We start from the raw sequence: 21,863 nt of genomic DNA on the forward strand, positions 1-21,863 counted from the left end.
ACTCCTGACATCCTGCTTGCAAAGCAGGCGCTCTACCAACTGAGCTAAGGCCCCGTGCACGGATCCTCGCGGAACCGCCCGATCGAGCATACCGGCGCGCTCCGCTCGCCGCAAAAGCGCAGGCGGTGCCACCGGCGGGAACGAGAGAACGGACCCGCGCGATGCGGATCCGTTCTCGGTGTCGGTGGGGCTACCAGGACTTGAACCTGGGACCTCTTCATTATCAGTGAAGCGCTCTAACCGCCTGAGCTATAGCCCCGTTTCAACCTTGAAGACTTTACCGGACGGGGCAGCGAAAGCGAAATCGATGCTCAGTCCCCGGAGCGCAGCGTGATGCTCCCTGCGGACAGGTCGGCTTGGATGCGATGCGAGGACGACGGGTCGGTCGGAATCCGCGTGTCGAGCGATCCGGCGGACACGTCCTTGGTCAGCGCGTAGGCACCCGACGGGAGGGTGAGATCCAGGGATCCCGCACTCACGTCCAGACGCACGGAGTCCGGTGCGGAACCGGTCAGCGTCGCCGTGATGCGCCCTGCCGACATCTGCAGGTCGGCGGTAGCGGCATCGCGCACCCGCAGGTTCGCCGAACCCGCGTCGACCCGCGTCGTGAGCGAGTCCGCCGAGGCGTCGACCGACAGGGATCCGGCGCTCATCGTCGTCGTCAGGGCGCGGAAGTCGCCGCGTGCATCGAGGGATCCGGCGTCGAGCGTGAGGTCGGCGTCGAGCGCGCCCTGCAGCGCCCGGGGGAGCGTGAGGGCGATCCGCGGCCCGTCCGAGAACCAGCTGCCCAGCCACCACCCGAACGGCGCGTCGGCGCTGCGCACCCGGAGGGTGTCGCCCGAGCGATCCAGGGTCCAGTCCGCACCGCGCACGCCCTCCGTGCGCAGCGTCGCCTTCGTGACGTCGGCGAAGCGGATGGTCACGGCCCCGGCGCTCGCGTCGAGGGTGAGCGCCCGGGCGCCGGCGGCATCCACGGTCGTGCTCGCCGCCGTGGTCGATCCGGAGATCTGCCCGGTCGCGGCGACAGCGGCGCCCCCACCAGTCGCGGCGAGCGAGAGGGCGCCGACGATGATCGCCGCGGTGGTGATCGCCGTGGTCGCGCGCCGCCGGGGCGGACGGACGGCCGCGGCGGGGATCCGGGGATCGCTCGACGGGGCAGGGGGAGGGGTGAGGTTCGTCATCGACTCATTCCTGTCTGGGGGCCGTTCAGCCCCGCGTTCTCGATGTGGGCGATGGCGGCGAGCACCCGGCGGTTGCCGGACTCGTCGGGTTCGAGGCCGAGCTTCTGGAAGATCGCCGTGATGTGCTTCTCCACGCTCGCCTCGGAGAGGAAGAGGGTCGCCGCGATGGCCTGGTTCGACTTGCCCTCGGCGATCATCGCGAGCACCGAGCGCTCCCGGTCGGTGAGGCTCTGCAACCGGTCGTCCTGCGTGCGGCGGGTGAGCAACTGCGCGACGACCTCGGGATCGAGCACCGTGGATCCGGCCGCGATCCGCTCGACCGAGGCGATGAACTCGGCGACGTCCGCCACCCGATCCTTCAGCAGGTAGCCCAGGGGGCCGGACGCCCGTTGCCCGGTCGGGCTCTGGGCGGCGATCAGGTCGCTCGCGTAGCGCTCCTCGACGTACTGCGAGAGCACGAGCAGCGGAAGCCGCGGGATGCGGCGGCGCAAGGACAGCGCCGCACGGATCCCCTCGTCCACGAAGGTCGGCGGAAGACGCACGTCGAGGATGCACAGCTCGGGATCGGTGCCGTCGACGCGAGCGTCCAGATCGGTCGCGTCCGGGAGCGCCGCCACCACGTCGTGCCCGGCGTCTTCGAGCAGGCGGACGAGCCCTTCCCTGAGGAGCACGGAGTCCTCGACGATCAGGATGCGCACGGGACGCTCACCTCCAGGCTGGTGGGTCCGCCGACCGGGCTGTCCAGGCGGATGCTCCCCCCGGCTGCGAGCGCCCGGTTGCCGATGCCGTCCAGCCCCCCGCCGGGGACGACCTTCGCCCCTCCGACGCCGTTGTCCTCGACGCGCGCCCAGAGCGTTCCGCCGTCGCGCACGCGCACGACCACGCGGCACTCGCTCGCACGGGAGTGCTTGGCCGCGTTCGTGAGGGACTCTGCGATGGTGAAGTACACCGCGGCCTCCGCCTCGCGGGAGCACCGTCCGTCCAGGCGCACATCCAGGATCACCGGCACGGGAGATCGGCCCGCGAGCGCGGAGAGCGCGGCGTCGAGCCCGCGATCGTCCAGCACCGAGGCGTGGATCCCCCGCGCGAGCTGGCGCAGCTCGGTGATGGCCGCCTTGGTCGATGTGTGCGCCTCGGCGATGAGGGCCTTGGCGGCCTCCGGATCGCTGTCGATCTTCTGCTGCGCCATCCCGAGCGTCATCCCGACGGACACAAGCCGGGGCTGGACCCCGTCGTGCAGATCGCGCTCGATGCGGGTGCGCTCGACGTCGGCCGCGCGCACCGCGCCGGCCCGCTGCGCCGAGCTCGTGCGCACCTGCTCCCTCAGCGCACCCGCCCGATCCGGGGTGACGACGATCCCGCGGGAGATCACGCGATGCAGCAGCGCCAGCCCCACGATCCCGACGAGCGCGGCGGCGGCGGCAAGTCCGCCGAGCACCGGCGCCCACACGACCGGGTAGCGCGTTCCCCAGCCGGTGTCGGCCTGCTCCGCCCCGAAGAGCGGCAGGAAGGCGCTCACCACGGACCACCCGAACCAGGAGAACAGGCGCAGCACGAGGGATCCGAACGCGCAGGCGATCGCGAAGTTCGCCAGGGCCCGCCACATGCGGCCGTTGTAGGCCTGCCGCCAGAGCGAGCGCAGCCAGCCGGCGAACCCCGGGCGTTCCCGCGGCCGCCAGCGGAGCGCAGGCAGGTCGTAGCCGTAGAGGCCGTTCAGACGGGCGATCTCGAACCAGGCGACCCCGAAGAGTGCGTAGAGCAGCCCGACGAGGAAGACGAGCCCGATGCCGACGAAGACGAGCCCGAAGCTCACCCCGGCGAAGGTCGCGAGGACGGTCGAGACGGCCGCCCCGGCGACGCCGAGCGCCGCGAGCTCGAGAACGGTCACCAGGATCCGGTACGGCGGGTGCGGTTTCCGGCGGGTGGGCGGGGCGGGCGCGGGAGGAGCGGCGGCCGGGGGTGTGGACATGCCTCCACGGTACGGGCGGGATCGGGACGGAGGAACGGAGGGATCCGGAGGATCGGATTCGGGTTTTCCCGAATCCCTCGCGCCCGAGTCACGGGGTCATGCAAGCCTCACCTGGCTGGACGTCCACGGAGACCGGTGGTTGCCTAGTCCCATGACCGTGCCTCATCCCGATGAACCCCACGGCGCCGGCCTCGGCCAGCGCCTCAACTGGCTGCGCGCGGGCGTGCTCGGCGCGAACGACGGCATCGTGTCCGTCGCCTCGCTCGTGGTCGGCGTCGCCGGCGCGTCCAGCGACAACGCCGCGCTGCTCGTCGCCGGTCTCGCAGGGCTCATCGGCGGCGCGATCTCGATGGCGCTCGGCGAGTACGTGTCCGTGTCGAGTCAGCGCGACAGCGAGCACGCGCTCATCGCGAAGGAGCGCGAGGAACTGCGCACGATGCCGGAGGCCGAGCTCGCGGAGCTGACCGCGCTCTATCGCAGCCGGGGGCTCACACCGGAGACCGCCCAGCGGGTCGCGGAGGAGCTCACCGCGCACGACGCCCTCGCGGCGCACCTCGAGGTCGAGCTCGGCATCGATCAGGACGACCTCGTCAACCCCTGGCACGCCGCGATCTCCTCGGCGATCTCCTTCACGATCGGCGCCCTGCTGCCGCTCCTCGCGATCCTGCTGCCCCCGCCGGGCCTGCGGATCCCGATCACGTTCGCGGCCGTGCTCGTGGCCCTGGCGGCGACGGGAGCGATCAGCGCGCGGATCGGCGGATCCAGCCCGATGCGGGCGTCGATCCGGCTCGTGATCGGCGGGGCGCTGGCCCTCGCCGCCACCTGGCTGATCGGGACGCTGCTCGGGACGACGGGTGTCGTCTGATCCCTCCCGCACCGCGTCGACCTCACTCGCCGACGACGAAGGCCCGGGTCGATGCCCGGGCCTTCGTCGTACCGCTCAGATCTGCACGATCAGTTCGAGGTGAAGCCGACCAACAGGCCTCCGGTGACCTTGACCGCGAGGTTGTAGATGCCGGCGACGACGGCGCCGAGCACCGTGAACACGATGAGGTTCAGGATGGCGCAGACGGATCCGAACGCGAGCACCTGCGGAAGCCCGATGTACGTGCTGACCTTGAGCCCCTCGGCGAAGCCCGCGACGAAGTCATCGGCCTTCGCGATGAGACCGGTCGCGGACATCACCATGTAGATGAGCAGGAACGACACGAGCGTGACGACCGCGATCGCGATCGCACCGAGGAACGACAGCTTCACGGCTGACCAGAAGTCGATGTAGACCAGGCGCAGGCGCACCTGCTTGCCGGAGGTCTTGCGGGACGATTTCTTCGCGAGCTTGTCGGCTACCGTGCTCATGCGTCTGCTCCTTCGGTCGGGTTCTGGGACTCCGCGGCGGAGTCCTCGGACTCGTCGGATTCGGCCAGACCGCGCTCCGTGTTCCGCGCGATCGCGAGGATGCGATCCCCGTCGTCGGGCCGTGCGAACACGACCCCCATGGTGTTGCGGCCCTTGGCCGGCACCTCGGCCACGGAGGAGCGTACCACCTTGCCGCTGGCAAGAACCACAAGGACCTCGTCGTCCTCCTGGACGATGAGACCGCCGGCGAGAATGCCCCGGTCATCGTTCAGTTTCGCGACCTTGATGCCCTGTCCGCCACGCCCCTGCACGCGGTACTCGTCGACCGAGGTGCGCTTCGCGTATCCGCCGTCCGTCACGACGAACACGAAGCTGCCCGCGATGACGAGGGACGCCGAGAGGAGGCTGTCGGATCCGGAGAACTTCATGCCCTTGACGCCCTCGGTCGCCCGTCCCATCGGACGCAGCGCCTCGTCGGTGGCGTGGAAGCGCACGGACATGCCATGGCGGCTGATGAGGAGGATGTCGTCGGTCGCATCGGCGAGGAACGCGCTCACCAGCTCGTCGTCCTCACGGAGCCGGATCGCGATGACGCCGCCCTGGCGGTTGGTGTCGTAGTCGCCCAGGCGGCTCTTCTTGACGAGTCCGCCGCGGGTCGCGAGCACGAGGTAGTCGGCCGCGGCGTAGTCGCGGAGATCCAGGATCTGCGCGATCTTCTCCTCCGGCTGCAGGGCGAGGAGGTTGGCGACGTGCTGACCCTTCGCATCGCGGCCGGCCTCCGGGATCTCATACGCCTTCGCGCGGTAGACCCGGCCTTTGTCGGTGAAGAACAGCAGCCAGTGGTGCGTGGTCGTCACGAAGAAGTGCTCGACGAGGTCGTCGGCGCGCAGCTGCGCACCCTTGACGCCCTTGCCGCCGCGGTGCTGCGAGCGGTAGTTGTCGCTGCGCGTGCGCTTGATGTAGCCCTCGCGCGTGACGGTGACGACCATCTCCTCCTCGGCGATGAGGTCCTCCATCGAGACGTCGCCGTCGAAGCCGTGCAGGATGTGCGTGCGCCGGTCATCCCCGAAGCGGTCGACGATCGCGGTGAGCTCCTCGCGGATGAGGCCGCGCTGGCGCAGCGGATCCGCGATGATCTCCTTGTAGTCGACGATCTGCGCCTCGAGCTCGGTGGCCTCGTCGATGATCTTCTGGCGTTCGAGGGCGGCGAGGCGGCGCAGCTGCATCGCGAGGATCGCGTCGGCCTGGTCGTCGTCGATGTCGAGCAGCGTCTTCAGTCCGCTGCGCGCCTCGTCGACCGTGGGGGAGCGACGGATCAGGGCGATGACCTCGTCCAGCGCGTCGAGCGCCTTGAGGTAGCCCCGCAGGATGTGCATGCGCGCCTCGGCCTTGGCCAGACGGAAGCGCGTGCGCCGCACGATGACGTCGATCTGGTGGTCGAGCCAGTGGCTGATGAAGCCGTCCAGCGCGAGCGTGCGCGGGACGCCGTCGACGATCGCGAGCATGTTCGCGCCGAAGTTGTCCTGCAGCTGGGTGTGCTTGTAGAGGTTGTTGAGCACGACCTTGGCGACCGCATCGCGCTTGAGCACCACGACGAGGCGCTGCCCGGTCCGGTCGCTGGACTCGTCCCGGATGTCGGCGATGCCGGAGATCCGACCCTCGCGCACGAGGTCGCCGATCTTGACGGCCAGGTTGTCCGGGTTGACCTGGTACGGCAGCTCGGTGATGACCAGGCACGTGCGCCCCTGGATCTCCTCGACGCCCACGACCGCGCGCATCGTGATGGAGCCGCGGCCGGTGCGGTACGCCTCGTGGATCCCCTTGGTGCCGAGGATCTGCGCGCCGGTGGGGAAGTCCGGCCCCGGCACGCGCTGGATCAGCCCGTCGAGGAGCTCCTCACGGGGCAGATCCGGGTTCTCGAGCGCCCAGAGCGCCGCCTCGGACACCTCGCGCAGGTTGTGCGGCGGGATGTTCGTGGCCATGCCGACCGCGATCCCGACCGAGCCGTTCACGAGCAGGTTCGGGAAGCGCGCCGGCAGCACGTCGGGCTCCTGCGTCTGCCCGTCGTAGTTGTCGGAGAAGTCGACCGTGTTCTCCTCGATGTCGCGCACCATCTCCAGCGCGAGGGGAGCCATCTTGGTCTCGGTGTACCGCGGCGCCGCGGCGCCCATGTTGCCGGGGGATCCGAAGTTGCCCTGTCCGAGCGCGAGCGGGTAGCGCAGCGACCAGGGCTGCACGAGCCGCACGAGCGCGTCGTAGATCGCGGAGTCGCCGTGCGGGTGGTACTGACCCATGACCTCGCCGACGACGCGCGCGCACTTGGAGAACGACTTGTCGGGACGGAACCCGCCGTCGTACATGCCGTAGATCACCCGGCGGTGCACGGGCTTGAGGCCGTCGCGTACATCCGGCAGGGCGCGCCCGACGATGACCGCCATCGCGTAGTCGAGGTACGACCGCTGCATCTCGGACTGCAGATCGACCTGGTCGATTCGTCCGTGGTTGTGCCCGTCCCGGAGGACCTGGGCACCTTCGTTGGTGATGATCTCTTCGTCGTCAGCCATGTGCTCTCTTCATTTCCGTTCGGTGGACGATTCCGCGGCGCAGGGGAGACGGTGCTCTCTCGTGGCCGCGGTTCGTCAGATGTCGAGGAACCGCACGTCCTTCGCGTTGCGCTGGATGAAGCTGCGGCGCGACTCGACGTCCTCGCCCATCAGCACGCTGAAGATCTCGTCGGCGGCCGCGGCGTCCTCGATGGTCACCTGGCGCAACGTGCGGGTGGTGTGGTCCATCGTGGTCTCCCACAGCTCCTTGGCGTTCATCTCGCCGAGGCCCTTGTAGCGCTGGATGCCGGCGTCCTTCGGGATGCGCTTGCCGCTGGCGAGGCCCTCGTCCATCCGCACGTCGCGCTCGCCGTCGCTGAACACGTACTCGTGCGCGGCGTTCGTCCACTTCAGCCGGTACAGGGGCGGCATCGCGAGGAACACGAAGCCCGCCTCGATGAGGCCCCGCATGTAGCGGAACAGCAGCGTGAGCAGCAGCGTCGTGATGTGCTGGCCGTCGACGTCGGCATCGGCCATGAGCACGATCTTGTGATACCGCGCCTTGTCGAGGTCGAAGTCCTCGCCGATGCCCGTGCCGAAGGCCTGGATCATCGCCTGGACCTCTTTGTTGGCGAGCGCCTTGTCGAGCCGGGCGCGTTCGACGTTGAGGATCTTGCCGCGCAGGGCGAGGATCGCCTGCGTGTGCGGATCGCGCCCCTGCACTGCGGATCCGCCGGCCGAGTCGCCCTCCACGAGGAAGATCTCGGAGATCGAGGGGTCCTTGCTCGTGCAGTCCTTGAGCTTGTCCGGCATGGCGGCCGACTCGAAGACGCTCTTGCGGCGCGCGGTCTCGCGCGCCTTGCGGGCGGCCATGCGCGCGGTCGCCGCGTCGATCGCCTTGCGCACGACGTTCTTCGCCTGCACGGGGTTGCGATCGAACCAGTCGCCGAGCTGATCGCCGACGACCTTCTGCGTGAACGCCTTCGCCTCGGTGTTGCCGAGCTTGGTCTTGGTCTGACCCTCGAACTGGGGCTCGCCGAGCTTGATCGAGATGACGGCGGTGAGGCCTTCGCGCACGTCGTCGCCGGAGAGGTTGTCGTCCTTCTCCTTGAGCAGGTTGTTCGCGCGGGCGTACCGGTTCACGAGCGTGGTGAGCGCCGCACGGAAGCCCTCCTCGTGCGTGCCGCCCTCGTGCGTGTTGATCGTGTTCGCGTACGTGAAGACGTTCTCGGTGTAGCCCGTGGTCCACTGCATCGCGACCTCGAGCGAGATCTTGCGCTCGGGATCCTCGGACTCGAAGGCGATGATCTCGTCGTTCACGACCTCCGCACGGCGGGCGTGGTTGAGGTACTCGACGTAGTCGACGAGGCCGCGCTCGTAGAAGAACACGTCCTCACGCTGACGGGAGACGACGGTGCCGTCGACCTCCTCCTCGATGACCGCGGAGGGACGCTCGTCCCGCAGCTCGATCCGCAGGCCCTTGTTCAAGAAGGCCATCTGCTGGAAACGCGTGCGCAGCGTGTCGTAGTCGAACTCGACGGATTCCTGGAAGATCGTCCCGTCCGGCCAGAACGTGATAGTCGTTCCGGTTTCCGTGGTCTCCTCGCCGCGCTCGAGCTGCTGCTGCGGCACCCCGCCCTCGGCGAAGCTGTGCCGCCAGACGTAGCCCTTCTGCCTGACCTCGACCTCGAAGCGCGTGGAGAGTGCGTTCACGACCGACGATCCCACGCCGTGCAGACCGCCCGAGACGGCGTACGCCCCGCCGCCGAACTTGCCGCCGGCGTGCAGGATCGTGAGCACGACCTCGACCGTCGACTTCGACGGGTCGGAGGAGTGCGGGTCGACGGGGATGCCGCGGCCGTTGTCGATCACGCGCACGCCGCCGTCGGCGAGGAGCGTGACGAGGATGGTGTCGGCGTAGCCGGCCAAGGCCTCGTCGACCGAGTTGTCGACGATCTCGTACACGAGATGGTGGAGCCCGCGCGGCCCGGTCGAGCCGATGTACATGCCGGGACGCTTGCGGACGGCCTCGAGTCCTTCGAGGATCTGGATCGAGTCGGCGCCGTACTCGTCGGACGGCCGGATCGCGGAATCGGCCGGAGTGGAAGCCCCCGCCCGGGTCGCGTCGTTCTGAGTCGATTCGTTCGCGTCAGAGGGGGTTTCAGGTGTCATCTGAGAGAGGGGCTCCACATCGAAGATCTAGGGGTCCAGTCTATCGGAAAGACCCCTGCTTGTCTCGTTGTGCGGCCTTCTGCGCGCCTGAACACCCCGCGGACGGGATGGATCATGCCCTAGCCGTAGGTATCGCGCGGACCGCGCCCTGGAGCGACTCTGGGACCCCATTTCCACGAGGGGACGTCCGGTCCCACGAAGCGGAGGTTCTGCACGCCCGCCTCGGGGTAGCGTCGTCCGATCTCCGTGATGATGACCGCACGCATGTACTGCAGGTTCTTGGCCCACGCCGTCGAGTCGCACTTGACGGTGAGCATGCCGCCCTCGAGGGAGACCGGCTCCGAATGCTTGGCGGTGTCGGGTCCGGCGAGCTCCGCCCACTGCAGGACGAGGTCCTCCCGGCTGAGCGCGGCCTCCCAGCCGGCGTCGCGGGTGAGGGTGGCGAGCACGTCGCCGAGCGATCCGGGATCGCGGCCCGGGGTGAACGGGGCGTTCTCGTCGTCGACGAGACGCTTCTTGCGCTTCCAGTTCTTGGCGCTCGGCTTCAGCCCGCGCAGGCGCAGATAGGTCGCGACGGTCTCCGGCACGTCGTCGTGCTCAGCCATGCGTGCGCTCCTCCGCCGCCTCAGGCGCGGCATCCTCGCGCTCGTCCGTGATCGTGCCGTGCGCGATCCGGACGACATGCCGGTGCAGCACCTCGGGGATGTCCTCCTCGACCGCGGCGGTGACGAGCACCTGCTCGTACCCGGCGGTGATGCCGGCGAGGCGGCGGCGGCGCTCGGCGTCGAGTTCGGCGAAGACGTCGTCGAGGATGAGCACAGGATCGCCCGCCGGGGACTCGCGGCGCAGCAGCTCGGCGGATGCCAGTCGCAGTGCCAGCGCGATCGACCACGATTCGCCGTGCGAGGCGTAGCCCTTGACCGGGAGATCGCGCACGCGCAGCAGCAGGTCGTCGCGGTGCGGGCCGACGAGCGTGAGCCCTCGTTCGAGCTCTGCCCCGCGCTTCGCCGCGAGGGCCTCGCGGAAGAGTTCTTCGGTGGTTCCCGCCCTCGCCGCGGCGTCGGCGTCGAGCCCCTCCTCGGGGTCGCCCCCGCGGATCGACTGCGCCCAGTGCAGACGCGGGTCGTGATCGGCGCCGGCGATCGCGGCGTAAGAGTCCGTGAGACCGGGCTGCAGGTCGGCGGCGAGGCGCGTGCGCGCGTCGACGATCTCGGATCCGAGCGCGACGAGCTTCTCGTCCCAGACGTCGAGGGTGGTCAGCGCCTCCGCCTTGATCCCGCGGGCGCGCGCCGACTTGAGGAGCGCCGTGCGCTGCCGCAGCACCCGGTCGTAGTCGCCGAGCACCGCGGACATCCGCGGCGCACGCTGCACGAGGAGCTGGTCCGCGAACCGGCGGCGGGAGGACGGATCGCCGCGCACGATCTGCAGATCCTCCGGCGCGAAGAGCACGACGTGGGCGTACCGGGGCAGGTCGGCCGTGCGCCCGGGGGAGCCGTTGATCCGAGCCTTGTTCGATCCCTGGCGATTGATCTGCGTCTCGACCAGGACTTTTCGCGTTCCGTGGGCGAGTCGGGCGCGCACGACCGCGGCCTCCGTGCCGTCGCGGACCATCGGCGCATCGGAGGAAACGCGATGGGAGCCGAGCGTCGCGAGGAAGACGATGGCCTCGGCCAGATTCGTCTTGCCCTGTCCGTTGCTGCCGACGAGCACGTTCGGTCCGCGATGCAGCGTGAGTTCGGCGGTCGCGTAATTGCGGAAGTCCACGAGGCTGAGGTGCTCCACAATCACCCGAGCAACCTTACCCGCGGCCCCCGACAGCGGGACCGGTCCGGTGCGGCGACCAACCACACCCGCCGGCGGAATCCGCCCGGATCCGGCACAGCGGGATCCGGATGTGGACCGGCCCGCGCCGCCTCACCGCATCAGCGCAGCAGGAGGTTGGGCTGCAGGAGGTACTTGAACGAGTCGAGACCTGCCTGATCCACCGAGGTCTGGCTGGTGATGAGCACCGGGCTGAGCTTGTTCGCGTTGTCGGAGGAGGTGAACGTGACCCGCACGAACTCGCTCTTCAGCGCGCTGAGCGCCTCCAGGAGGTACTGCGGGTTGAGCCCGAGCGTCACGTCCTCGCCGTTCAGGTGTGCGTCGACCGACTCGGACGCGCGGGCCTGCTCGCCACCGGAGGCGTCCATCGTCACGGAGCTCGTGTCGAAGGTGAACCGCAGTGGCGCCGAGCGATCGAGCACGAGGGCGACACGACGGACCGCCTCGACCAGATCCGCGGTGTTGACGATCGCGTGATGGTCGGTCTGCTCCGGGAAAAGGCGGCGCACGGGCGGGAAGTTGCCCTTGATCAGCAGCGACGTGACGGTCTTGTTGCCCGCGGTGAAGGCGATGATCTCGCGATCGCCGGCCCCCGAGAACGTGATCTGGATGGTTCCGGCGTGCCCGAAGGTCTTGCCGACCTCCTGCAGCGTCCTCGCGGGGACGAGCGCGGTCTGCTCAGCCTCGGCGCCGTCCCAGGGGACGTCGCGCAGCGAAACGCGGTAGCGGTCCGTGGCGACCAGGCTCAGCGTCGTTCCGCTGACCTCGAGCTGCACACCGGTGAGCACGGGAGTCACGTCGTCACGCGATGCGGCGAAGCCGACCTGCGAGATCGCGGTGCTGAAGTCTTCCGCAGGGACGAGCCCGGAGGATCCCGTGACCTCGGGGATCGAGGGATATTCCTCGACCGGCATGGCCGCGAGGGTGAAGCGGGCGGATCCGCATCGGACGGCGACGCCGCCATCCTCCTCGACCGAGATCTCGATGGGGGCGTTCGGCAGACGGCTCGCGATGTCGGAGAGGAGCCGTCCGTGGACGAGGATCGTGCCCGGTTCGTCAACGGTGGCCTCGATGGTGGTCCGCGCGGAGGCCTCGTAGTCGAAGGCCGACAGGGTCAGTCCCTCTGGTCCCGCCTCGATGAGCACTCCGGCCAGGATCGGCTGCGGGTTGCGCTGGGGCAGCAGCTTGACGACGAAGGACACTGCTTCGCTGAAGACATCGCGATTGACCTGGAACCTCACCGGCGCTCCTTCGTCGTTGGGTAGCGGGAGGTCACGTCGAGCACCTTCCGCCGCATGGCGAACGCCACGGGATCCCATGCTAATGCCACGTTCGTGCGCCGAACGAGCGCCCAGGGTCCGAAAACACCCTCCGGGCGGATCCATCCCCAGGACGGGCCCCTCAGGTGATCGATGGCCCCCTATCCCGGAAGAGTTCTTAACGGTGTTAACGCCTGTGGATACTGTGGATAACTCTGGGGATGCGTGGCGGGACTAAGGAACCACAACGGTGTGACTTGTGGAGATCCTGCGGAATCCGTGGGGTCGCTGACGAGGAGGTCGTCCGCTGTCGTGGCAAGTTATCCACAGTTCACCCCGTTCCATGGGGATTCGGGGCGGGGTGTGAGCCGAGATATCCCCAAGTTATCCACATGTGGACTTCGGCATGCGCTCATGCCAGGATGCTTGTCCCGAATCGGATCGGGAACGACGTCCGGTGGGGAGCGGTCAGCGCCGGCTGAGCTGTCCGGTGATCTCGGAGACCTGGTTGAAGATGGCCCGGCGCTCCTTCATGAGCTCGCTGATCTTCTTGTACGCGTACATCACGGTGGTGTGGTCGCGGTTGCCGAAGAGCTGGCCGATCTTGGGCAGGGAGAGGTTCGTGCGCTCTCGGCAGAGGTACATGGCGATCTGCCGGGCGGTCGCGATCTGCTGCGATCGGCTCGACCCGTACAGATCGTCCTCGGTCAGCTTGAAGTAGTTCGCCGTCGTCGTGATGATGTCGGTCGGCGAGATGATGCTGTCCTCGTCCTGATCCACGATGTCGCGCAGCGCGGTCTGCGCCGTGGCGATGTCGAGGGCGGACCGGTTCAGGTTCGCGAACGCCGTGGCGCGGATGAGGGCGCCCTCGAGCTCGCGGATGTTGGACGAGACCTTCGTGGCGATGTACTCCAGCACGTCGTCGGGCACGTGCAGTTGTTCGCTCTGCGCCTTCTTGCGCAGGATCGCGATGCGGGTCTCGAGGTCGGGTGCCTGCACGTCCGTGATGAGACCCCATTCGAAGCGGCTCCGCATCCGCTCCTCGAATCCGGTGAGGTGCTTGGGCGGAACGTCGCTCGTGATGACGACCTGCTTGTTGTGGTCGTGCAACTGGTTGAAGGTGTGGAAGAACGCCTCCTGCGTCTCGGCACGCCCCTGCAGGAACTGGATGTCGTCGATCATCAGGATGTCGACCTCGCGGTAGCGCGCCTGGAAAGCGGATCCGCGGTTGTTCGCGATCGAGTTGATGAAGTCGTTCGTGAACTCCTCGCTCGACACGTACCGCACCTTGACCCCCGCGTAGAGCGACTGCGCATAGTCGCCGATCGCGTGCAGGAGGTGCGTCTTGCCGAGTCCTGGGCCGCCGTAGATGAACAGGGGGTTGTAGGCCTTGGCCGGCGCCTCGGCCACGGCGACGGCCGCGGCGTGGGCGAAACGGTTGGACTGGCCGATCACGAAGTTGTCGAAGACGTACTTCGGATTCAGCCGCGACTCATGGCGGATCGGGGTGGGCTGTTCGATCGGCGACTCCACGCGCGCCGGCTCGGGGCGGGAGGAGGCGAAGTCGGCGACGGGGAGCGGCGCGTTCTGCTGCTCCGCCATGTCGTGGTTCACGGTGACGCGGAACGAGGTCACCTCGTCGCCGATCCGGGACAGCGCCTCCATGATCGGCAGACGGAGGCGCTTGTTGATCTGGCCCGCGGTGAGGTCGTTGGGCACCTCGAGGTACAGGGTCGCGGTCATCACGCCGACCGGCACGGCCAGGTTGAGGAAGCCCTGCAGGGGAGCGGTGACCCGCTCGTCGCGCACCAGCTCGGCGAGAAGCTCGTCCCAGATCGGAACGTCGGTCTCATCGGCTGCGGACATGGTTCCCCCGGGCGTTCAGCGCGGCCGCGGAGTTGTTCACGCTGCCTGTGGATAAGTGCTCGTGCCACGGTAGTCAGCCGGGGGGTCCGAGGGCAAGCCAGGACTGGGCAGGATGGGCACGCGTGTCCCTGTGGGCGGATCCGCTCACAGGTGTGGATAATGAGGAGTTCCGTCTGCTCGGTTTGCGATGTCGGGGACGACGTCGTAGCCTTAATCGGTTGACTTATGCCTTTCGGCAGTCTTTGTCCACCGTCTCCGGTCGCAGCGATCCCGGTGACAGCTTCCATCCCGGAGTAATCATGAGCAAGCGCACTTTCCAGCCCAACAACCGTCGTCGCGCCAAGAAGCACGGCTTCCGCGCCCGTATGCGCACCCGTGCCGGCCGCGCGATCCTTTCCGCCCGCCGCGCGAAGGGTCGCACCGAGCTCTCGGCGTAATCCGTGCTCGCCCGCCCGCATCGCCTGGTCCGCGGGTCCGACTACCGCACCGCGGTTCGGCGTGGGCGGCGATACGGCGGGCCCCGGTTGATCGTCTCGGTGCTGGACACCGGGGAGACGCGTCCGACCCGCTTCGGCTTCATCGTGAGCAAGCAGGTGGGTAATGCGGTCGTCCGCAACACGGTGCGCAGACGCCTCAAGGATGCGTGTGCGCGGCAATTGCCGCTCCCGGAAGGGATCGACATCGTGATCCGAGCTCTTCCGGCGTCCGCGACGGCGCCGTTCGCCGAACTGTTGGCGGATGTCGAGCGCGCGGTGGAACGGGGCGCGGTGTGAGCGCCCTTCCGGCCTACTCCCGCGGAAGCGCCCACCTGCACGCGGTGGACACGGTCCGAGCGATCCCGCTCGTCCCACGGAATCTCGTCCTCGGCTTTCTCGCCGTCTATCGCACGATCGTCTCTCCGCTCTACGGCGACGTGTGCAGCTACTACCCATCGTGTTCCGCCTACGCTGTAGGTGCGGTGCAGCAGCACGGTGCGGTGAAGGGCGCTGGCCTTTCGGCGTGGCGGATCCTGCGCTGCAATCCCTGGAGCCACGGCGGTGTGGACGACGTACCGCTGCACAAGAACTTCCGACACGCCCTCACGCCACGAGGATTCGTCGTACCCTCCCGAAAGGACTGAACAGTGGGTCCCGACCTCCTGATTGCCGCGTCCACGTCGACGCCCGCGCCCTCGAGCGGTGGGTTCGACCTGCTCGGCACCATCATGTGGCCGTTCAAGGCGCTCGTCGAGGCGATCCTCGTCGCCTGGCACTGGCTGTTCACGACGATCGGGCTGCCGGGCGCGGCGGGCCTCACCTGGGTGCTGTCGATCGTCGGCCTCGTGCTCGTCATCCGCGCTGCGGTCTTCCCCCTCTTCGTGCGGCAGATCAAGAGCCAGCGCAAGATGATGGAAATCGCCCCCGAACTAAAGAAAGTTCAAGAGAAGTACAAGGGCAAGCGTGATCAGCTGAGTCGCGAGGCGATGAGCCGCGAGACGATGGCGCTCTACAAGAAGCACGGCACGACGCCGATGTCGAGCTGTCTCCCGCTGCTCGTCCAGATGCCCTTCCTGCTCGGCATGTTCTACACGCTGAGCGATGTGAAGAAGCACGCCGAGGCCGGTGTCGGCGGTGTGTGGCTCCTGTCCAAGGAACTCACGAAGCAGTTCTACGACGCGACGTTGTTCGGTGTGGCGCCGCTGCACACGAGCCTGGTCGACGCGGTGCAGCACAAGCCCACGGGCTGGGAGGCCACGGTCGCGATCCTGGTCGTCCTGGTGATCCTCATGATCGGATCGCAGTTCTTCACGCAGCTGCAGATCATCTCCAAGAACCTCTCGCCCGAGGCTAAGACTGGTCAGGCGTACCAGATGCAGAGAATCATGCTCTACATCCTCCCGCTGGGCTTCATCTTCTCGGGCCTGTTCTTCCCGCTCGGCGTGGTCATCTACTGGTTCATCAGCAACCTGTGGACCATGGGCCAGCAGTTCCTGGTGCTGCGCGAGATGCCGACCCCAGGATCCGACGCGGCCAAAGCGCGCGAGGAGCGGCTGGCGCGCAAGGGTAAGGCGATCAACGCGGACGGCAAGGTCGTCCCGGTCGCGGTCTACGAGGCCGAGCAGCAGAAGATGCTCGAAGACGCGGAACGACTCCGCGCGCAGCAGCCGAAGAGGCAGCAGCCGAAGAGCGCCAAGCGCGCCAAGAGGGAACAGAACGGGAGCCAGGCATGACCGATCAGGATGTCGCAGAGCCGACCGTCGCGGATCTCGAGAACGAGGGCGACGTCGCCGCGGACTTCATCGAGGGTCTCCTCGACATCGCGGACATCGACGGGGATCTGACGCTGGACGTCAAACAGGGTCGCGCATACGTTTCGGTCGAGGCCGAAGGCGATGGGCTGCGTCTGCTCTCCGCTCCGGATACCGTTCAGGCGCTGCAGGAGCTCACCCGGCTCGCGGTGCAGAACTCCACCGGATCCTTTTCCCGACTGATCCTCGACGTGGCCGGCTCCCGCGATGCGCGTCGCTCCCAGCTGGAGCGTCTCGTCGACTCCGCCGTGGCGAAGCTCGACGAGGGGGCTTCGCAGGCCTCACTGCCCTCGATGTCGAGCTACGAGCGCAAGCTGGTGCACGACATCGTCGCCGAACGCGGTCTCGTCTCCGAGTCGTACGGTGAGGGTCCGACGCGGCACACCGTGATCCGTAAGCACTGACGTTTCACGTGAAACATGGCTGAGTCCCCCTCGACCCCGGGAGCCGTGGAGCGCGAGCCGATCGTGGCGGAGTCCCTCTTCGGGGGAGGCATCGATCGTGCGCGCGCTTTCGCGTCGGCGCTGACGCGCGAAGGCGAAGAACGCGGTCTCATCGGTCCTCTCGAACTCCCGCGACTCTGGACGCGTCACATCCTGAACAGCGCGATCGCTGCGCCGCTTTTCCACGGATCCGTGGCGGATGTGGGCTCCGGGGCGGGATTGCCGGGGATCGTCCTGGCCATCGCCCGGCCGGATGTTGACTGGACGCTGATCGAACCCATGGAGCGGCGCGTGGACTGGTTGACCGAGCAGGTCCGCGCACTCGAGCTCGACAACGTGACGGTGCTCCGTGGGCGTGCGGAGGACGTGGGTCTCAGTGGAACGTTCGACATGGTGACCGCCCGTGCCGTCAGCGCGCTCAAGACCTTGATCCCTTGGACCGCTCCGCTCGTGCGCAGCGGGGGCGAGCTCGCGCTTCTCAAAGGGCAGAACGCGCAGAACGAGATCACTGCGGCGCAGAAGCAGATCCGAAAGTTCCTCCTCAGCGACGTACGCGTCGAGACACTGGGTGAGGGAGTGCTGGATGAGTCGACGAGGGTCGTGCGGGCGACGGTTCGCGGCTGACCCCGCTCGTCACTCGGCCACCCCCGCCACGCCGCCGGCACCCGTGTGGGACCTGAACGTTCCGCCGTGCGCCTCGTCTGGCGTTGATGCACGAGGTCATCGTGCTCCGGTGCGCACACACCGGCCTGCGTGCCGTTGATGGGCGATGAATGAAGTGCTCTGTTCTCGTTGATTCCGCGGCGGGAGCGACGGGTGGGGCGCCCGCGTGTGAGGCCCCACCTGTGGTCGAGGTCTTCGGTTCTCGGTACTCGTCGTCCACATGGACACTCATCGTCCACATCGACGTTTCACGTGAAACATCGCACAGACTTGGGCCTCGACGCCGGGTTTGTCGGGCGCGCCCGTTAGAGTGGAGGTTCCGTCGTGTCGCCGTCGGAAGTCGTCGAAAGGAGTGGATGTTTCACGTGAAACAGTCCTCAGTCACCTCGACAGCCGGATTCGGGATGGACACCCCTCTCGCTCGAGAACTCGCGGATCTGACCGCACGGCGGAAAGCGTTGGAGGGGGTGCACGTCGATTTCTCCGGGCCGACGCGCGTCTTCACGATCTCCAATCAGAAGGGCGGGGTCGGTAAGACGACCACGGCCGTGAATGTCGCGTCGGCATTGGCTGAGTTGGGTGCGAAGGTGCTGGTGATCGATCTCGATCCCCAAGGAAACGCATCAACCGCCCTGGGTGTACCGCACACGGCAGACCTGCAGAGCATCTACGACGTGCTGGTGGGCGACGCTCAGCTCGCGGACGTCATCCAGCAGAGCCCGGAGTCCCCGAATCTCCTCTGCGCACCCAGCACCATCCACCTCGCGGGGGCCGAGATCGAGCTCGTCTCGCAGGTGGCCCGCGAACATCGGCTGCGCACGGCTCTCAACGACTATCTCGCGCATCATCCTCAGGACGTGGTGATCATCGATTGTCCCCCGTCGCTGGGCCTGCTGACGATCAACGCCTTCACCGCAGCGACCGAGGTGATGATCCCGATCCAGTGCGAGTACTACGCGCTGGAGGGCCTGAGCCAGCTCCTCGGCAACATCAGAATGATCCAGAAGCATCTGAACCCGACGCTGCGGATGTCGACCATCCTCCTCACCATGTTCGACGGGCGGACGCGTCTTGCGCAGCAGGTGGCGGAGGAGGTGCGCGGACATTTCCCCGATGAAGTGCTCACCACGGTGATTCCTCGATCCGTGCGCGTGTCCGAGGCGCCGAGTTTCGGACAGACCGTCATCGCCTACGACGCACACTCGGTGGGCGCCGTCGCATACCGCGAAGCAGCTGTGGAGATCGCCCGTAGGGCGAGCGAGAACGAGAAGGGGCACTGATGGCCAAACGAACGGGACTGGGGCGCGGGATCGGCGCTCTCATTCCGACTTCCGATGCCGCCGAGCGGCCGGTCGACGTGTTCTTCCCCGGTGCGAAGCTCTCGACGGCCGCCCCCGCGATCGTCAGCGAGGCTGTCGAGGTCGAGGATGATCTGGTCGCGGTCCCCGGTGCCCGACTGATCCGCGTCGATCCGAACGAGATCGTCCCGAACCCGCGGCAGCCCCGTACGCACTTCAATCAGGAGGATCTGGCCGAGCTCGTGCACAGCGTGCGGGAGTTCGGCGTGCTGCAGCCGGTCGTCGTGCGACGCAACGAGGACGGCGCGTACGAGCTCATCATGGGGGAGCGGCGCACCCGGGCGGCGCGCGAAGCCGGCCTCGACTCGATCCCCGCGATCCTGCGCGAGACGGCGGATGAGGATCTGCTCCGCGATGCGCTGCTCGAGAACCTGCACCGTTCGCAGCTGAATCCTCTTGAGGAGGCCTCCGCATATCAGCAGCTCTTGGAGGACTTCGGCATCACCCAGGAGGCACTGGCGACACGCATCGGACGGTCCCGCCCGCAGGTGAGCAACACCATCCGCCTTCTGCGTCTGCCTGTTCCCGTCCAACAGCGGGTCGCCGCGGGCGTCCTGACTGCCGGACATGCCCGCGCGATCCTGTCCCTCGACGATGCTGAGCTCATGCAGCGCCTTGCGGACAAGGTGGTGAACGAGGATCTCTCGGTCCGCGCCACTGAAGAGGCCGCGAAGACGATCGCGACGGGGAGCCCGGGGCCCACGGCGAAGCCCCACGCGGGCGCGCGCCGCGCCTATCTTGACGATGTGGCCGGCAAGCTCGGTGATCGCCTGAACACGCGTGTTCAGATCGCGCTGGGCGCACGGAAGGGCCAGGTGAAGATCGAGTTCGCCTCCATCCAAGACCTGAACCGCATCCTTGCGGAGATCGGTGAGGAGAGCTACGGGTCCTGACCGTCGACGGCTCCGTGTGACTCGGGGGCTCGGAGTGGGCGGCGATTGCCACCATCCGAGCCCCTGTCCGTGGGCGCGCGTAGGCTAAGAGAGTGAGTGAATCCCCCAGCCGTCGCGCCAGCCTCGAAGTCCTGCGCGCCGAGGCTGCGGACGAGCTCGCTGTGCTCGTACAGGAGCGACTTCTCGGTGGGGAGGACCCCTGGGACTTCATGCAGGAGCTGCCGAGCGTCGATGAGCTCGTGGTGTTCTTGTTGCGCGCCGACGAGATCGTGGGGAGTGGGGGCGTGCGTCCGGACGCCGAGCGCAACTTCGAGGTGCTGCGCCGTATCGCGCTCGACTATCCCGAGCTCACTCGGGTCGTCTGGGGACTGCTCGGTGAGGGACCCAAGTATCGACGCTGGGATCTGCTCGCCAACGACCCGCGACTCTGACGCTGTCGACGTCGAGGACACCGCTGTTGATATCGACGACGCCGATGTTCCGTTTCACGTGAAACATCTCGTGTCTCCGCGTGAGCGCACTCGCGCCACACGCATCTCTCTAGCTTCTCGGGCCGCACCATCGTCGGACAGGGCCGCACACCAACCAAGTGTGAGATGTTTCACGTGAAACGGCGCACCGTTGGTCAGCAGGGGTGCGACGATGCAGCCGTTCACGGGCTTGTCGGTCCTCAGCGTCACCAGGCGTTCGTTGCAGAGTGACCGGCAGAGGATGACCGGCACCGGATGACCGGCACCGGGTGACCGGCACCGGGTGACCGGCAGAGGGTGACCGTCAATGGGCAGCTGTCACGAGTGGCTGTCAGGGGTGGCTGTCACGGGTGGCTGTCAGGGGTGGCTGTCACGGGTGGCTGTCACGGGTGGCTGTCACGGGTGGTGAGTACGGAGCGGCTTGTCACGGGTGTGAGGTCAAGCAAGGCATCACAGGGCAGCTATCACAGGGACGTCAACGCTGGGACGTCAACGCTGGATGGTCCGCACAGAAAGGTCGGAAACTGGGTGGCCGACGTAGAAGTTCGGTGTTGCCGCAACCGTGAGCTGCGATCACGACCCCCCGACGGAGGAGCCCATGCCCATGATGCTCCACCCCCACCCCCTGGTCGACCGAGTGCTGGATCCGTCGAACTCCCATCGGAAGACGTGCACCGCGCGCGCAGCGGAATCAGGAGAACCGGAAAGATGCGTTCTGAGAGCTCGCTGCACGTATCCGTGGATACGTTGTCGTCCGAGAACGCGCCCGGTCGAAAGGGCCCGGGATCATGGACAGCCCCGGTCCACGCGTCACCTCAAGAGCGTTTCACGTGAAACATCTCTGTTGCTGCGCACTCGCCAACGTCGGCTGCGCGGCCGAAGTGGAAGCAGGCCACGCAGGAACGCCCTCCCGGACGCCGCCCCGGGAAGGGAAGTGGCAGCGGGCTGCGCAGGGAAGCACCCTCGAACGTCGCCTGCCAGGAGGAAGAGGGGGCAGGTCGCGGAGGAAGGACGAAGCGGGGAGGTCAGGCCAACCGCATCGCACCGAGATGGTGGCGCCGACGGCATCGAGGACACGCATGAGAAGAAGGGAGCGAGCGGAAGCGGAGCCGCACTCGGAAACGGAGCCGCACGCGGAAACGAACGAAGCCCCGATCCTGCGAGAGGACCGGGGCTTCGGGGGAGTGGGGGTCAGCCGAGGAACGCGGCCAGATCCTGCTCGAGAGCGAACTTCGGCTTGGCGCCGATGATCGTGGTCTTGACCTCGCCACCCTGGAAGACCTTCATCGCCGGGATCGACGTGATCTGGTACTTCATCGCCAGGTCGGGGTTCTCATCCACGTTGAGCTTGAGGATGGTGAGCTTGTCGCCGTTCTCGGCCTGGATCTCGTCCAGAACGGGCGCGACCATGCGACACGGGCCGCACCACTCGGCCCAGAAGTCGACCAGAACGGGGCCTTCGGCCTGAAGCACATCCTGCTCCCAGGTCGCCTGGCTGGTTGCCTTGGCAGTCATGATTCTCCTTGATCGTGAACGGTGAACGTTCTGAGTCGTCAACGCCCGGTCGGGGCGAAATGTTCCC

21 protein-coding genes and 1 tRNA gene are annotated in these 21,863 nt (G+C 67.6%); 10 read left to right on the forward strand and 12 right to left on the reverse strand.

The genetic code is table 11. From position 1 onward, the window contains the following. Positions 1-185: 185 nt before the first annotated feature. The 4 genes from Q0P88_RS12330 to Q0P88_RS12345 form a co-directional block, all read right to left on the reverse strand. Positions 186-259, reverse strand: a tRNA-Ile gene (locus tag Q0P88_RS12330). Between the two features lie 52 nt (positions 260-311). After that, positions 312-1,181 (reverse strand): hypothetical protein, encoded by an 870-nt coding sequence (locus Q0P88_RS12335; protein WP_295014565.1) that lies wholly within the window; start codon positions 1,179-1,181, stop codon positions 312-314. Then, positions 1,178-1,879, reverse strand: a complete 702-nt coding sequence (locus Q0P88_RS12340) for a response regulator transcription factor (protein ID WP_295014567.1) — start codon at positions 1,877-1,879, stop codon at positions 1,178-1,180. The genes Q0P88_RS12335 and Q0P88_RS12340 overlap by 4 nt, the downstream gene beginning before the upstream one ends. Further along, positions 1,867-3,150: a histidine kinase gene (locus Q0P88_RS12345; protein ID WP_295014569.1), complete on the reverse strand. Its 1,284-nt coding sequence runs from the start codon at positions 3,148-3,150 to the stop codon at positions 1,867-1,869. Before Q0P88_RS12345 ends, Q0P88_RS12340 begins: the two co-directional genes overlap by 13 nt. Positions 3,151-3,301: 151 nt before the next feature. On the opposite strand from Q0P88_RS12345, the gene Q0P88_RS12350 reads away from it, so the two are divergent. Further along, entirely contained in the window at positions 3,302-4,015 is a 714-nt protein-coding gene (locus Q0P88_RS12350) for a VIT family protein (RefSeq protein WP_295014571.1), read from the forward strand. 89 nt (positions 4,016-4,104) lie between these two features. Here Q0P88_RS12350 and Q0P88_RS12355 read toward each other — a convergent pair whose 3' ends face one another. The 7 genes from Q0P88_RS12355 to dnaA all read right to left on the reverse strand — a co-directional run bounded on the left by Q0P88_RS12355 (position 4,105) and on the right by dnaA (position 14,167). Further along, complete coding sequence (locus Q0P88_RS12355; RefSeq protein ID WP_295014573.1) at positions 4,105-4,506, reverse strand: DUF3566 domain-containing protein; 402 nt, start codon at positions 4,504-4,506, stop codon at positions 4,105-4,107. Continuing rightward, positions 4,503-7,070, reverse strand: a complete 2,568-nt coding sequence (gene gyrA / locus Q0P88_RS12360) for a DNA gyrase subunit A (RefSeq protein WP_295014575.1) — start codon at positions 7,068-7,070, stop codon at positions 4,503-4,505. The genes Q0P88_RS12355 and gyrA overlap by 4 nt, the downstream gene beginning before the upstream one ends. A 75-nt stretch (positions 7,071-7,145) precedes the next feature. Next, the gene (gyrB, locus tag Q0P88_RS12365) at positions 7,146-9,221 is read right to left on the reverse strand and encodes a DNA topoisomerase (ATP-hydrolyzing) subunit B (protein ID WP_295014578.1); all 2,076 of its coding nucleotides are present in this window, start codon (positions 9,219-9,221) and stop codon (positions 7,146-7,148) included. A gap of 119 nt (positions 9,222-9,340) precedes the next feature. After that, the gene (locus tag Q0P88_RS12370; protein WP_295014580.1) at positions 9,341-9,826 is read right to left on the reverse strand and encodes a DUF721 domain-containing protein; all 486 of its coding nucleotides are present in this window, start codon (positions 9,824-9,826) and stop codon (positions 9,341-9,343) included. Further along, complete coding sequence (gene recF, locus Q0P88_RS12375) at positions 9,819-11,009, reverse strand: DNA replication/repair protein RecF (RefSeq protein WP_295014582.1); 1,191 nt, start codon at positions 11,007-11,009, stop codon at positions 9,819-9,821. Before recF ends, Q0P88_RS12370 begins: the two co-directional genes overlap by 8 nt. Positions 11,010-11,143: 134 nt before the next feature. Then, positions 11,144-12,283, reverse strand: coding sequence for a DNA polymerase III subunit beta (gene dnaN / locus Q0P88_RS12380; protein ID WP_295014584.1), 1,140 nt, complete (start codon positions 12,281-12,283; stop codon positions 11,144-11,146). A 486-nt stretch (positions 12,284-12,769) separates the two neighbouring features. Next, positions 12,770-14,167 carry a chromosomal replication initiator protein DnaA gene (gene dnaA, locus Q0P88_RS12385; protein WP_295014586.1) on the reverse strand — a complete coding sequence of 466 codons (1,398 nt, stop codon included), beginning with the start codon at positions 14,165-14,167 and terminating at the stop codon, positions 12,770-12,772. A gap of 299 nt (positions 14,168-14,466) precedes the next feature. Between dnaA and rpmH the strand changes: the two genes are divergently transcribed. The 9 genes from rpmH to Q0P88_RS12430 all read left to right on the forward strand — a co-directional run bounded on the left by rpmH (position 14,467) and on the right by Q0P88_RS12430 (position 20,242). Continuing rightward, a complete protein-coding gene (gene rpmH / locus Q0P88_RS12390; protein WP_022879826.1) occupies positions 14,467-14,604 on the forward strand; it encodes a 50S ribosomal protein L34 in 138 nt (45 codons plus the stop codon). 3 nt (positions 14,605-14,607) lie between these two features. Beyond that, complete coding sequence (gene rnpA, locus Q0P88_RS12395) at positions 14,608-14,940, forward strand: ribonuclease P protein component (protein ID WP_295014590.1); 333 nt, start codon at positions 14,608-14,610, stop codon at positions 14,938-14,940. Continuing rightward, positions 14,937-15,287 (forward strand): membrane protein insertion efficiency factor YidD, encoded by a 351-nt coding sequence (gene yidD, locus Q0P88_RS12400; protein WP_295014592.1) that lies wholly within the window; start codon positions 14,937-14,939, stop codon positions 15,285-15,287. The genes rnpA and yidD overlap by 4 nt, the downstream gene beginning before the upstream one ends. A 3-nt stretch (positions 15,288-15,290) precedes the next feature. Then, complete coding sequence (gene yidC, locus Q0P88_RS12405; protein WP_295014594.1) at positions 15,291-16,376, forward strand: membrane protein insertase YidC; 1,086 nt, start codon at positions 15,291-15,293, stop codon at positions 16,374-16,376. Continuing rightward, complete coding sequence (locus Q0P88_RS12410; RefSeq protein WP_295014596.1) at positions 16,373-16,858, forward strand: R3H domain-containing nucleic acid-binding protein; 486 nt, start codon at positions 16,373-16,375, stop codon at positions 16,856-16,858. Before yidC ends, Q0P88_RS12410 begins: the two co-directional genes overlap by 4 nt. Positions 16,859-16,873: 15 nt before the next feature. Next, complete coding sequence (gene rsmG, locus Q0P88_RS12415; protein WP_295014598.1) at positions 16,874-17,521, forward strand: 16S rRNA (guanine(527)-N(7))-methyltransferase RsmG; 648 nt, start codon at positions 16,874-16,876, stop codon at positions 17,519-17,521. Between the two features lie 443 nt (positions 17,522-17,964). Beyond that, the gene (locus tag Q0P88_RS12420; RefSeq protein ID WP_295014600.1) at positions 17,965-18,840 is read left to right on the forward strand and encodes a ParA family protein; all 876 of its coding nucleotides are present in this window, start codon (positions 17,965-17,967) and stop codon (positions 18,838-18,840) included. Continuing rightward, positions 18,840-19,811, forward strand: a complete 972-nt coding sequence (locus Q0P88_RS12425; protein ID WP_295014602.1) for a ParB/RepB/Spo0J family partition protein — start codon at positions 18,840-18,842, stop codon at positions 19,809-19,811. Before Q0P88_RS12420 ends, Q0P88_RS12425 begins: the two co-directional genes overlap by 1 nt. Before the next feature lie 92 nt (positions 19,812-19,903). Then, positions 19,904-20,242, forward strand: a complete 339-nt coding sequence (locus tag Q0P88_RS12430) for a tryptophan synthase subunit alpha (RefSeq protein WP_295014604.1) — start codon at positions 19,904-19,906, stop codon at positions 20,240-20,242. Between the two features lie 1,230 nt (positions 20,243-21,472). Here the strand turns inward: Q0P88_RS12430 and trxA are convergent. Next, positions 21,473-21,796: a thioredoxin gene (trxA, locus tag Q0P88_RS12435; protein ID WP_295014606.1), complete on the reverse strand. Its 324-nt coding sequence runs from the start codon at positions 21,794-21,796 to the stop codon at positions 21,473-21,475. Positions 21,797-21,863 lie beyond the last annotated feature (67 nt).

Source organism: uncultured Microbacterium sp. (genome assembly GCF_945952435.1).
Classification (GTDB): Bacteria; Actinomycetota; Actinomycetes; order Actinomycetales; family Microbacteriaceae; genus Microbacterium.